The 12,641-nt window shown below is 58.6% G+C and carries 13 protein-coding genes; 8 read left to right on the top strand and 5 right to left on the bottom strand.

Annotated elements, in window-relative coordinates; genetic code table 11:
* Window positions 1-7: 7 nt before the first annotated feature.
* Window positions 8-418 carry a hypothetical protein gene (locus WDZ78_RS18900; protein WP_425673884.1) on the bottom strand — a complete coding sequence of 137 codons (411 nt, stop codon included), beginning with the start codon at window positions 416-418 and terminating at the stop codon, window positions 8-10.
* Entirely contained in the window at window positions 418-1,671 is a 1,254-nt protein-coding gene (locus WDZ78_RS18895; protein ID WP_059756984.1) for a sarcosine oxidase subunit beta family protein, read from the bottom strand. Before WDZ78_RS18895 ends, WDZ78_RS18900 begins: the two co-directional genes overlap by 1 nt.
* 317 nt (window positions 1,672-1,988) lie before the next feature.
* Between WDZ78_RS18895 and rpsU the strand changes: the two genes are divergently transcribed.
* Together rpsU and WDZ78_RS18885 are read left to right on the top strand one after the other, a co-directional pair.
* Window positions 1,989-2,216, top strand: coding sequence for a 30S ribosomal protein S21 (gene rpsU / locus WDZ78_RS18890; RefSeq protein WP_003508541.1), 228 nt, complete (start codon window positions 1,989-1,991; stop codon window positions 2,214-2,216).
* A 133-nt stretch (window positions 2,217-2,349) separates the two neighbouring features.
* The gene (locus WDZ78_RS18885) at window positions 2,350-3,246 is read left to right on the top strand and encodes a tetratricopeptide repeat protein (RefSeq protein ID WP_020010033.1); all 897 of its coding nucleotides are present in this window, start codon (window positions 2,350-2,352) and stop codon (window positions 3,244-3,246) included.
* 71 nt (window positions 3,247-3,317) lie between these two features.
* On the opposite strand, the gene WDZ78_RS18880 is transcribed toward WDZ78_RS18885, so the two are convergent.
* Entirely contained in the window at window positions 3,318-3,584 is a 267-nt protein-coding gene (locus WDZ78_RS18880) for a DUF6074 family protein (protein ID WP_020812422.1), read from the bottom strand.
* Window positions 3,585-3,924: 340 nt separating this feature from the next.
* Here WDZ78_RS18880 and WDZ78_RS18875 point away from each other — a divergent pair, with 340 nt between their 5' ends.
* Window positions 3,925-4,203 (top strand): exopolysaccharide production repressor protein, encoded by a 279-nt coding sequence (locus tag WDZ78_RS18875; protein WP_020010035.1) that lies wholly within the window; start codon window positions 3,925-3,927, stop codon window positions 4,201-4,203.
* Window positions 4,204-4,313: 110 nt separating this feature from the next.
* Window positions 4,314-5,303: a glycosyltransferase family 2 protein gene (locus WDZ78_RS18870; protein WP_425673883.1), complete on the top strand. Its 990-nt coding sequence runs from the start codon at window positions 4,314-4,316 to the stop codon at window positions 5,301-5,303.
* Between the two features lie 189 nt (window positions 5,304-5,492).
* Here the strand turns inward: WDZ78_RS18870 and WDZ78_RS18865 are convergent, their stop codons facing one another.
* Both WDZ78_RS18865 and WDZ78_RS18860 read right to left on the bottom strand, forming a co-directional pair.
* Entirely contained in the window at window positions 5,493-6,443 is a 951-nt protein-coding gene (locus WDZ78_RS18865) for a polysaccharide pyruvyl transferase family protein (protein WP_425673882.1), read from the bottom strand.
* 52 nt (window positions 6,444-6,495) lie between these two features.
* Entirely contained in the window at window positions 6,496-7,461 is a 966-nt protein-coding gene (locus WDZ78_RS18860; protein ID WP_003508524.1) for a glycosyltransferase family 2 protein, read from the bottom strand.
* Between the two features lie 117 nt (window positions 7,462-7,578).
* Between WDZ78_RS18860 and WDZ78_RS18855 the strand changes: the two genes are divergently transcribed.
* The 4 genes from WDZ78_RS18855 to WDZ78_RS18840 all read left to right on the top strand — a co-directional run bounded on the left by WDZ78_RS18855 (window position 7,579) and on the right by WDZ78_RS18840 (window position 12,638).
* Entirely contained in the window at window positions 7,579-9,057 is a 1,479-nt protein-coding gene (locus WDZ78_RS18855) for a lipopolysaccharide biosynthesis protein (protein WP_425673881.1), read from the top strand.
* A gap of 371 nt (window positions 9,058-9,428) precedes the next feature.
* Window positions 9,429-10,577 (top strand): acyltransferase family protein, encoded by a 1,149-nt coding sequence (locus WDZ78_RS18850; RefSeq protein WP_425673880.1) that lies wholly within the window; start codon window positions 9,429-9,431, stop codon window positions 10,575-10,577.
* 4 nt (window positions 10,578-10,581) lie between these two features.
* Entirely contained in the window at window positions 10,582-11,373 is a 792-nt protein-coding gene (locus WDZ78_RS18845; RefSeq protein WP_020010040.1) for a glycoside hydrolase family 16 protein, read from the top strand.
* A gap of 83 nt (window positions 11,374-11,456) precedes the next feature.
* The gene (locus tag WDZ78_RS18840) at window positions 11,457-12,638 is read left to right on the top strand and encodes a glycosyl transferase family 1 (RefSeq protein WP_020010041.1); all 1,182 of its coding nucleotides are present in this window, start codon (window positions 11,457-11,459) and stop codon (window positions 12,636-12,638) included.
* Window positions 12,639-12,641: the final 3 nt, after the last annotated feature.

The raw sequence follows: 12,641 nt of genomic DNA, 5'->3' as shown, positions 1-12,641 counted from the left end.
GCTCCACCTAGAGAGAATTTTCCGGAAGCGCTGTTCCGGCGGGTTGGTCACACAGCCGTCTGCCCATCGAAACGAACGGAGAAAGCCGCTTTAAAAGTTGCTCGAAATTATCGAATGGCCGCAGCGCCGAGGCCCGGCCCATATTGACGATGGCAACCGCCATCATGTCGGTGTCGATCGCGAAGGGGTAGTCCTGCTTGCCGTCCTCCTGTTCGCCGACGAAATAAACCATCTTCGTCGTAAGGCTGGGCGCGCAGAGAAGCAGGCCTTTTTCCGCCACGAAGGGCCAGTCTTTCTCACCCTGCATTTTCGCAATCTTCTGGCTGCGAAAATCCCTGGCCTCGGGAATGACGCTGCCGGCGGGCACGGCTGCAGCCGCGCCAGATATATTGAGCGCAAGCACAGCCGCCGCCAGCATCAATGCGCCACCGCAGCAGCGGCAGCCTCGTCGATGAGACGGCCGGTACGGAAACGGTCAAGGGTCAAACCGGCCGCCAGGCGATGCGGTTCGCCACGGGCGATGAGATGCGCGAAGAGATTGGCCGAACCCGGCGTCGCCTTGAAACCACCCGTGCCCCAGCCGCAATTGACGAAGAGGTTCTGCACCGGCGTCACGCTCTGGATAGCCGAGCGGTCGGGTGTGTTGTCGGTGATCCCGCCCCATTGCCGCATCATCTTGACGCGGCGGAAGATCGGGAACAGCTCGCAGATGGCGTCAAGCGTGTGGGTGATGATCTGCAGACCGCCGGTCTGCGAATAGGAATTATATTGGTCCGTGCCAGCGCCGATAACCAGCTCGCCCTTGTCGGACTGCGAAATATAGGCATGCACCGTGTTGGACATGACGACACAGGGGAAGATCGGCTTCAGCGGTTCCGACACCAGCGCCTGCAGCGGGTTGGAATGCAGAGGAACACGCACGTCCGCCATCTTCATGATGACCGAGGAATGACCGGCGGCGGAAACGCCGATTTTTTTCGCGCCAATGAAACCGCGATTGGTCTCCACGCCCGTCACCGCGCCATCAGGCCCGCGGCGAATGCCCGTGACCTCACAATTCTGGATGATGTGCACGCCACGGTCTGAAGCCGCGCGCGCATAACCCCAGGCCACCGCATCATGGCGGGCCGTGCCGCCGCGGCGCTGAAGGGCTGCACCATTGATCGGGTAACGCGCATTGCCTGATATATCGAGCGGCGGGCAATAGGCTTTCGCCTGCTCCGGCGTCAGCCATTCATTGTCGATGCCATAAAGACGGTTGGCGTTGATATGGCGGCTGAAGGACTGCCGGTCATGGATATTGTGCGACAGCATCATCACGCCGCGCGCCGAATACATGACGTTGTAATTGAGATCCTGGCTCAAGCCTTCCCACAGCTTCAGGGAATGCTCATAAATATCCATGCTCTCTTCATAGAGATAATTGGAGCGGATGATTGTGGTGTTGCGGCCGGTATTGCCGCCGCCGAGCCAGCCTTTTTCCAGAACGGCGACATTGGTAATGCCATGTTCCTTGGCAAGGTAATAGGCCGCTCCGAGCCCATGCCCGCCGCCGCCGATGATGATGACATCATAATCCTTGCGCGGCTCGGGTGAAGCCCATTGCGCATCCCACCCTTTATGACCCCGCAACGCCTCACGCGCCACGGCAAAAACGGAATATTTGCGCATTCGCAGTCTGCTCCTCAAGAACCGGCCAGAGGCCGTAAACATAGTCCCGGCCCGTATCATACACATGGCAAATCGGGATGGGAGGCAATATTCATTTTGCGACGCCGCAATGATTTTGTTTCGACATCGCAGGCGGAATTCCGGGCAGGCCGCATTTTGCTGGCTGATTGTGCGCTAGCGGCTGGACTTGCTGCAAATGATCTGTTATTGCACGTCACCAATCGCCCAGCTCGACAGCCGGACGAACCATTTTTTGTTTGCGTGTGAATGCCTTTATTCACACAGCAAGATAACCAAACTAAAGGAACGGGTTTAACGTGCAGGTACTAGTCCGCGACAATAACGTTGATCAGGCGCTCCGCGCCCTGAAGAAAAAGATGCAGCGCGAAGGCATTTTCCGTGAAATGAAAATGCGCGATTACTACGAAAAGCCCTCCCAGAAGCGCGCCCGCGAAAAGGCTGAAGCCGTTCGCCGCGTTCGCAAGCTGGCACGCAAGCGTGCACAGCGCGAAGGTCTGGTTGCTGGCCCCCGCGCAGGCCGTTAATAGGCCGTCTTTTGGACGTTTTTGAATGCTTGTTGGGCGGGGGCGATCAATTCGCCGCCGCTCTTTGTGTTTGTGGCCGGAGAATGTTCTTGAGAACGATCGTGAGACCGGCCTGCGAGGGAACCCACACCGAATGATCGCTGTCGACGCCTGTGTTGTGAAAAACTCCGATGCCTCCACGCGCCGGGTGCCATTAAAAAACAACAGAGGGTTCCGCGCTTCTCTGGTCATCTGTACCGTCCTTGCCGGTCTTTCCGGCTGCGCGACTTCCAACCAGACGGAAGATGTGTTCAGGATCGACCGCGCCCAGGGTTCGCAGGAAAACATCGCCTCGCTCACCTCGGTCATCAACGCCAATCCGCAGGATCCCGAAGGCTACAATGTCCGTGGCTCGGCTTACGGCCGCGCCGGCGATTCGCGCCGCGCCATTGAAGATTTCAACAAGGCGCTTCAGCTGAACCCGCGCTTTTACCAGGCCTATGCCAACCGCGCGCTGGTTTACCGCAATAGTGGACAGCAGCAGCAGGCCTTGCAGGACTACAACGCCGCCCTGCAGATCAATCCGAGCTATGACGTGGCGCTGATCGGCCGTGGCAATCTTTACCGCCAGTCCGGACGCGTGAACGAAGCTTTCAACGATTTCTCCCGCGCCATCGAGCTTGAAACCACCGACGGACGCGCCTGGCACAATCGCGGCCTGATCTATCAGTTGCGCAACCAGCACGCCCAGGCCATCGAAGACTTCTCGAAGGCTATCTCGCTGTCGTCGACATCGCCGGAGCCCTATAATGGCCGCGGCCTTTCTTACGTCGCACTCAACGACGACGAAAACGCCTTCGCGGATTTCAACCACGCCATTTCGCTTGACGGTAATGTGGCAGAATCCTGGGCCAACCAGGCGCTGGTCTATGAGCGGCGCGGCGAGATGGCCAAGGCCGCCAAGTCCTATGGGCATGCGGCCCGGCTCGACCCAAAATACAAGCCGGCACTTGACGGCGTTGCCCGCACACGCGGCGCCGGCGCCTCCTGATCAAACGGGCACGAACAAAAAAGCCGGCGGGTCTGTCACCCGCCGGCTTTTTTTATGGAAAATGCTGAGCTTCAATGGCTGTCGCGACGTGCTTCGGGCGTGGCGTCACCCGCCCACAATTCCGCCTGCACCGCATTTTGAAACTCCATGACTTCACGCCGCATGGCGGCGTCCTCATAACCGAGTTCCGTCAGATAGGCGGCCAGTTCACGGCACTCCCTGCGCCAGAAATCATTCGCCTCCACACCATGCAGCCGGTCAAGCATGGTTGCACATCGTTTAACGTCGGCAATACGGTTCTTTGCCGGAAAGGCGATTACTTCTGAACTCGTTGTCACGCGGGCACCTTGCTCTTGCTGAGGAATCAATACCGACTTTTTAAAGGCGAGATGGTTAACGAAGTCTGCAGAGGACGAAAGACAGCGAGCAATGGCCGCAAGAGAAGGATTTTACTGCTCTTCAAAGCACGAAATCGCATGGTAAGGCAGCCCCGATCGGGGGAAGTCATCAATTACCGAGGAATTTACCAATCAAGATTACCGAAATTTCATGCCGCAACCGTTAGAAGAAGTATATGTGTGTTGAAACAGCACCGGTCTCATCGTATATTTCTTGCAAAGAAGAAAAATGCCGCAGCGCAGTCAAAAATGGAGAAATCGTTCTCGGGAGGAGAGCACCATGTATGCACCTCGTGTTTTTTTCAGCATGATCGGTGCATTGCTTGCCTTTGCGGTTGCGACATATTTCATCCACGGCTCCTTCTACACGGCATTCATCCAGACCCTCATCTGTGCAGTCATTCTGCAAGTCGGTTATTTTATTGGGATTCTCGTTCTGGTCGCCCGGGAAAAACGGCGCATGCGGGAAACCTTCGCGCGGGACCGCGGCGCCGAGGCAATACAGGCGGACGCCGTAAAAAGCCCACCGCCGCATGGCGCCAAACTGACCGATATGTGAGTTTTTACGCAGCTTCTTTTATTGCGCCGCAAAAAAATCGCTTGCATCCACACGCCTGACACTTTCTGCTGGCCAAATCCTGACGGTTGGTCAAAGCAGAAGGACAACACATGGTGAGCGGTTCACAGCCCATTTGCGTCATCATCGCTGCGAAGAATGCATCCGAAACGATCGATATAGCCATCCGCTCCGCCCTTGTGGAGCCGGAGGTCGGGGAAGTCGTGGTTATCGACGACGGTTCCACCGATACGACGAGCGATGTGGCGCATGCCGCGGATGATGGCACGGGCCGTCTGCGGGTCGTCCGATTCGATGTCAACCGCGGCCCTTCGGCTGCACGCAACCACGCCATCTCGATTTCATCCGCGCCGTTGATCAGCATTCTCGATGCGGACGACTTCTTTTTCCGGGGTCGTTTCGCCGCCATGCTGGCCGATGACGACTGGGATCTCGTCGCCGACAATATCGCCTTCATCCAGCAATCGGTTCCCGGCGCCTCCTCCATGCAGCCAACCCGTTTCGAGCCGCAGGCGCGGTTTCTGTCGCTCACGGAATTTGTGGAAGGCAATATTTCCAGGCCCGGTGTGGAGCGCGGGGAAACCGGGTTTCTGAAACCGGCGATACGCCGCGCTTTTCTCGACAAACATGCACTGCGTTACGATGACGGCCTGCGGCTTGGCGAGGACTACGAGCTTTACGTGCGGGCGCTGGCCGCCGGTGCGCGTTACAAGGTCATCCGCCATTGCGGTTACGGCGCGATCGTGCGCGGCAACTCGCTGAGCGGCCGTCACCGCACCGAAGATCTTCGCCGCCTATATGAGGCGGACAAGGCCATTCTCGCCGGTTGCCGGCTTTCGGCAGAGGAAACGGCGATCCTGCGCGAACATGAAAAACATATCCGCGCCAAATTCGAACTCCGTCATTTTCTCGATACGAAAAAGCAGAAGGGCATGGGCGGGGCGCTGAGCCACGCTCTGGCGCGGCTGCCCGCCCTGCCCGCCATCACGCGCGGCATCTGGAGCGACAAGACCGCCCGATTCCGGAAATCGCCGCCGGTGCGGGATGTGCGTTATCTGCTGGACGGTACGCCGGTTTCGTAGGGGAAAAGACGACCTCCGCCAATTCTTTGCCGTCATCCTCGGGCTTGTCCCGAGGATCTACTCACGTATCGTACCATCAGTCGGTTGCAGATGCTCGGGACAGGCCCGAGCATGACGATAGAGACCCTAGAGGATGGCATCCTCAAGCGAAGGCGGCAGAAAATTCTCTGCCGCATCCACTCTTCGCCCTCAAAGATAGTCCCGCTTCACCGTTTCCAGAACGGCGGCGAAACGCTCCTTGCGCTCCTCCAGCCGGCCATCCGGGCTGAGACGCGGCTCAGCACGGCTTGCCTGCCAGAGCGCCAGCGTGGAAGGCGCGGCCAGCACCTGCTTGGCCAGTTTGCGCAGCGACCGGGATTGCGTTTCCTGCGGCCGCACCAGCACATCACCCTCATGCGTCGGAACGGAACCGACCTCGGCAATCACGGGGGCTGGTGGCGGGAAGCTCATGCCCCAGAAGCGCGAACCCTTTTTCGCTGCCTCGGCGCGGGTTGAAACCGGCACGTAGCGCGGCTGATATTCGACACCCACGCTGCCGGCCCAGTCGCTCCATTTGAAGCTGTTGATCGACGGCGAGGTGCTGACCGCGACCCACGGCACGCGGAAGGCATCGGCAAGGATTGCGCCATGCATGGATTCGGCAACGATGAATTCCGACTGGGCGATGGCGCGGATGACGGCCTTCGCCTCGCCGCGCGGATCGAGATAGGTTAGCCCGGCCGGTTCGCAGACCGTTTCCCACATGCCGAATTCCGCCGATTCCCAATGGGGAACGAAGGTCTTCTTGTAGAGCTTCGGCAGGTCTTTGAAGTCAGGCATCTCGGTGACCATGACAGCCGGGTCGACAATGCCCTTTTCAGGGGCGAGCCCGAGCTTGGCGGCGGTTTTGTCGCCGCGCACACAGCGAATATCCCAGAACTCGGTGCTGGTATCCGGCACTGCGCCATAACCATAGCCGCTGCCGATCACCAGCTTGCGCTGCTTTGCGGGCAAAAGAACATCGTTCAGCACGGTGCCGACGCCGACCAGCATGACATCGTCATGCACATCACGCAGGCCCGGAAGCAAAAAATCCCACAGCCACAGGTTGAGATCGTCACCGAAATTGCCGTGATGAGATTCCCAGTGGTAAGGTTTCATGAGGTCACTCCTGGGTGAAAAAACATATAAATTCTTGCAGGCGAGAATTCGCTCATCTCGAGCGGACGATTTTTCCGGCGCCGAGTTCGAAAGCGGCACGCAGCAGCGCCGGATCGCGCATCGCCCATTTCAGAAGCAGTCCGAATTCGGGCGTCTTGCGCCGTTTCAGATTGCCCGCCTGGCTCCACAGCGCCTGTTTGCGCGCCGTATTTTTATAGGAAGCGATGGAGGCGACATCGTCCGGCCGGCGTGAAAAACGGCCCTCCAGCGTATCGAGCGCCACCCAGGTATTGAACTGCTGACGCAGGAATTCGGGCGAGGTATTGTCGATGCTGTGGAAGATATTGACGCCCATGCCGCGCATCGCGCCGGCGTCATCACACAGAAGCGTCCGCTTCGATGCGAGGATGGAATCGCAGAAAAACAGCACGTCTTCCGCTGCCAGACGCAGCGCCGGGTCGAAGCGAATCTTCTCGAAAAGAGGACGGCCGATCACCATGCAGGAGAGATGCAGGAAGCTCCAGTTGCGCAGCATGACACTTGCGAGATCCGGCAGTTCGATCACCAGCGGCTTCTCGGAAAGCCTTGCCGCACCCTCATTTTTCTCCAGCTCAGAAATGGCGAAATGATAATAAAATTCGTCACTTGCCTGCATTGAGGCCCAGTAGCACTCGCCGCCATAGGTCTGGAGCGCGAAGGCAGCATTCTGCAGATGATCGGGTGTCCAGATATCGTCGGAATCAAGGAAGGCGACGTAGTCGGTGCCATCAGGCACATTGTCCAGACCGGTATTGCGGGCGCCGCCCGGCCCGCCGTTGGACTGTTTAATGACGATAATCCGGTCTTTCTGTTCCTGCGAAATTTCCGCAAGTTCCTGATCGATCGGGTATGGCGATTCGTCATCGACGATGACAAGATCGAAGTCCTGGTAAGTCTGCGCAAAAACCGATGCGAGTGCACGTCCCAAGATACCGTGCTGCTTTTGGTAGTAGGGAATGACGACAGTAAATCTTGCCATTGTTTCGCCCCTTGCGTTGATCAAGAAGTGTCGGGCCCGATCCTAAAAGCGGCCCCGATGGTATCGGCAACTCCCAACCGGCTTCCTCCCGCCGGCCTCCAGAAACAGGATGCTTGTATGCCCCCAGCGCCAAATGTAAAGACCATCACCACGAATGTCGGCTGGAGCGTTTTATCAAAAACAGGTACATTCGGGCTTAAATTTGTCACGGTCCCCATTCTCGCACGGCTGCTTTCCCCGGAGGAATTCGGGGTCGTGGCGGTAGGACTAACGGTTGTACAGTTTCTGACCATGATCGCCGGCGCGGGGCTCACCTCCGCCCTCATCGTCGAGAAGGAAGAGGATATGGAAACGATCCATACCGTCTTCTGGGCCAATCTGGCGATCTCCTGCACCATGGCCGCCGTCCTCTACATCTGGGCGGAGTTTTTCGGCGGGTTGCTGGGGGCGGTGGAAAGCGCCTATCTGCTGCGCATCATGGCTTTCCTCATTCCGCTGCAGCTTGCCGGCGATGTCGCCTATTCGCTGCTCGCCCGGCGCATGAATTTCAGCAAGGACGCGCTGTGGAGCATGGCGTCGGAAAGCATCGCCGCGGTTGTCGCCGTGGCGCTCGCCCTTTTCGGCTTCGGCGTCTGGGCGCTCATCATCCAGCTTTTCGCCGCCGCCCTCATCCGGCTTGTCGGGCTGTATGCCGTTTCCCGCTATTGCCCGCGTTTCGTCATGAAACCGCGCCGTCTCGTGCCGCTTCTCGGCTTCAGTTCGGGGCTGATGGGATCGGAAATCGCCAATTTCGTCACCTTCCAGTCACCGATGGTGGTCATTGCCCGGCACCTCGGTCTGGCGGATGCCGGCGCCTATTCCGCCTCCAATCGTTTCGCCAGCATTCCCAATCAGGTGGTTCTGTCGGCCGTCATGGGCGTTCTGTTTCCCGCCTTCAGCCGCATGATGGACGATCCGCAGCGGCGTCGTGATGCGCTGATGTTCAGCACCCAGGTGCTGACCGTGCTCTTGGCGCCAATGATGTTCGGCCTCTGGGCCGTGGCCGAACCCGCCATGCTTGTCATTTTCGGGCAGAACTGGGCCTATGCATGGCCGGTTCTCGGCCTGCTGGCGCTATCGAAGGCCATTTTGACACCATGCAGCACCTTCATCCCCTACCTGAAGGGTGCAGGTTACGGTCGTGTATTGTTCTGGTCGGCGACCATCCGCGCCATCGTCACCACGGTGGCAGTGTGGCTCGCAGCACTTTATGGCACGCTGATCGACGCCATGGTCTGGCTCTGCATCGTTAATGCCATAACGCTGGTCGCCTATTCCTGGGCGGTGTTCAAGGCGAGCGACACACCGTTCTTCCGCGGCCTTTATGTCAGCAGCAGGCCGATGATCGCGGCACTCGTGATGGCCGTTGCGGTACGTTATCTGCTTCACGTTCTGGCTGAGCGCATTCCCAGCGCCACCCTTCAGGTTCTCATCGGCGCAGCCGTGGGCGGCGTCATCTACGGGGTGCTGATCCTTCTCACCGAACGCGCACTGCTCGGGAAAATCCTAGGCATGGTCAAATCGCGGCGTATGCGGGACGCTGCAACCCAAGGTTAGAAATATCGCGGAAAAATGCGCCTCATTTCCGCCGTTAAGCGCCCCTGCCGCGGTGTTTTCATTCACCGCGGCAGGGGCGCGTCACCTATCTTTTTGCGATGCAACATCACGACGAATGACAAATTCACACGCTTCAGCGATTTTTAACGATGCGCGATTTTATAAAAATTATAATTATTTCAATTATTTGATCTCTTGACGCCGAAGAAATGTCGCTGACGCCAGACATTCACCCGCAAAATCTAATCTTGTGTTTTTCCCGCGTCGCCACATTTTATCCCAAAGTCGAAACCAGACTTCCCAGCGCGGGCTTAAGTTCGCTCTGGTTGCAACGCGGCGTGGGTGGACGCCGCCCAATAGGGGTGACTGATGTGACTGTCGATCAGAACCTATCCTCCCGTATCAACTTGATGCGTATATTGCTGATATCAGGGATCGTGTTCGTCCATGTGCCGCACGATGCGGAAACCAGCCCGTTTCTTGGCCTTTACGGCTTCTTCGACTGGCTGCGGGTTTTTCTGGGCGATGCGCTGTTTCGCATCGGTGTTCCCTGTCTCAGCGCCATTTCCGGCTATCTGCTGTTTCGCCGCGGCATGAGCGGGTTCGATTATCCGGCGACGATCCGCTCCAAGTCGAAAACCGTACTGCTGCCTTTCCTTCTGTGGAATGGCGCGCTGTTTGCGGCCGTATTGCTGATCCAGCTCTTCGATATCGGCATCGGATATTTCCCCGATCTGTGGAACGCCAGCCCGCGTGAAATCATCAGCCATGGAACCGCGCTCGAAGAGCTGCCGGTAAATGTGCCGCTTTATTTCCTGCGCGACCTGTTCGTCTGCATCCTGCTGTCGCCGGTGCTCGCCTTTCTGATGCGCCGCTTCGCCCTGCCGACCCTCGCCATCCTGCTCTTCATCACCGCCATGCCTGACCTGACGATTTTCATCGTCCAGAAGAAATCCATTCTCTTCAGCTTCTCCCTCGGCATCGCGCTTGCCCTCCACCGTATCAACGTCAAGGCGCTCGACCCCTACGCCGTGCCGATCATGGCGTTGACCTTTGTCGCCTCGGCCATGCTGGCGACGGGACTTTATTTCACCGGGCCGGAATTCACCTTCTGGCTCAACATGTCGCGCAATCTGCTTGCCGTCTTCGGCGCTCTCGGCTTCTGGGCATCCTCCGCGCTGTTGATCCGCAGCCGGCTTGGCCAGCGGCTTGCCGAAACCGGCAGCCTGAGCTTCTGGATATTCTGCGCCCATTATCCCCTGCTGGTCATCATGTGGATGGTCTGGAACAAGGGCGGGCCGGACTTCTATCCCGCCTTCTACATCACCGCGACATTGTCCGCCTTCGTCATTCTGATCATCAGCAACGCGCAGACGCGGAAATATCTGCCCGCCGTCTATTCCGTGCTCACCGGAAGCCGCAACGGCAAACGCAAGACGATGACCGATTTTGCGACCAAACGGGCCTCCATGATCGGCCCGCCCACATCCGAAACGCTTTATTCGCAACGACAGAGGTGAACCAATGACAACATTTGTCACCCGCGTTCAGACACGCATTCTTCTTGCCACGGCCCTTTCGGCCGCAGCTTTTGCAACGCCGATCCACGCGCAGGAAGGCAACGGCGCGTCCTTCATCGAGAACTTCGATTCCATGGACCGATCTTTCTGGTACGTTTCCGACGGCTGGAACAACGGCGCGCACCAGAACTGCACCTGGTCGAAGAAGCTGGCAACGGTGGAAAACGGCCAGCTCACGCTCGGTTTCGAGGAAGCCAAGGCCGGTGATCGCAACTTCGCCTGCGGTGAAATCCAGACCAAGGGGCGCTATCGCTACGGCACCTATGAAACACGGATGAAGGCCGCCACCGGCTCCGGCCTGAACTCCGCCTTCTTCACCTATATCGGCCCGACCGACAAGAAGCCGCACGATGAAATCGACTTCGAGGTTCTCGGCAAGAACACGGGCAAGGTGCAGCTGAACCAGTATATTTCCGCCAAGGGCGGTAATGAGAAGCTGGTGCCTGTGGAAGGTGGCGCCGATGCCGGCTTCAATGACTACGCCTTCGTCTGGGAGCCGCAGCGCCTGCGTTATTACGTCAACGGCAAGCTCGTCCATGAAGTGACGGACGAGACAAAAATCCCCCAGAACGCCCAGAAGATTTTCTTCAGCCTGTGGGGCACCGACACGCTGAAGGACTGGATGGGCCGGTTCTCCTATGCGGGACCATCACAAATGATCGTTGACCGGTTTGCCTTCACGGCGCTCGGCGACAAATGCCAGTTTCCAGAGTCCATCGCCTGCGCCCTTAACTGACCGCATTTTTGAACCGCTCCGATTTCTTGCACCAAAACCTGAGCTGCGGCGTCTCTGACGCATGAAACCAACCGGAACCCTGCATGACCCATGTTCTTTATCTCGCGCATGATCTGTCGGACCCCGCCATTCGCCGGCGGGTGCTGACCTTGCTTGCGGGCGGGGCACGGGTCACGCTGGCCGGTTTTCGGCGCGGGCAGAACCGGCTGGCGGAGATTGAAGGCGTCGTGCCCGTTGTACTCGGGGAAACCGCCGACGGGCAGTTTCTGCAGCGCATGGCGGCGGTGGCGAAAGCCAGCCTCTCGCTGGGCAAAACCCTGAACGACATCCCCGCGCCCGATGTCATTCTTGCCAGAAACCTGGAAATGCTGGCTTTGGCAAAGCGGGCCATGTCGATCTATGCCGGGCAGCCGGCGCTGGTTTATGAATGTCTCGACATTCACCGCCTGCTTCTCAACAAGGGCAAGCCCGGGCAGATGCTGAATGCCGCCCAGCGTTATTTCGCCCGCGACGCGAAGCTGCTGATCACCAGTTCTCCAGCCTTCGTGGAGCATTATTTCAAGCCCGTGTCGGGCCTCGACCTTCCCGTCCTGCTGCAGGAAAACAAGGTGCTGGCGCTCGACACCGCCGTTGCCGCCGCCCCGCAACCGCGCCCGCCCGCCCCCGGCGAGCCGTGGAAAATCGGCTGGTTCGGCGCGCTTCGCTGCCGCAAATCACTTGAGATCCTCGCCGAATTTGCCGGACGCATGCAAGGCAGGGTCGAAATCATCCTGCGCGGCCGACCGGCCTATTCGGAGTTTTCAGATTTCGACGGTTTCGTAGCCGCCGCCCCGCATGTGCATTTCCACGGGCCTTACAAGAACCCCGAAGACCTCGCCGCCATCTATAACGATGTGCAGTTCACCTGGGCGATCGACTTTTTCGAGGAAGGCCAGAATTCGAGCTGGCTTCTGCCCAACCGGCTTTATGAGGGCTGCCTTTATGGCACCCTGCCGATTGCGCTTGCCGGCACGGAAACCGCGCGTTTCATCGAAAAGCGCGATATCGGCTTTGTCCTGCCAAATGCCGGCGCTGACGATCTCGCCGCCCTGTTTGCGGAGATGAACCCGCAAATCTATGCGGACGCCTTCAACACCCTCTCGACAACAGACAGGAAACAATGGCTGACCGACCGCGACGATTGCCGTCAGCTGGTCCAGCACTTGTCCTCTTTCGCCAAATCCGCCTCCGGCCACGCCCGCGAAGCGCAGTTTTCACCCGTGTAGTGC

The sequence above is a fragment of the Agrobacterium sp. M50-1 genome (assembly GCF_049843495.1).
GTDB classification, from domain to species: Bacteria; Pseudomonadota; Alphaproteobacteria; order Rhizobiales; family Rhizobiaceae; genus Agrobacterium; species Agrobacterium radiobacter.
Note: the sequence above shows the minus strand (reverse complement) of the source record. Positions and strands in the feature narration are given on the sequence as shown.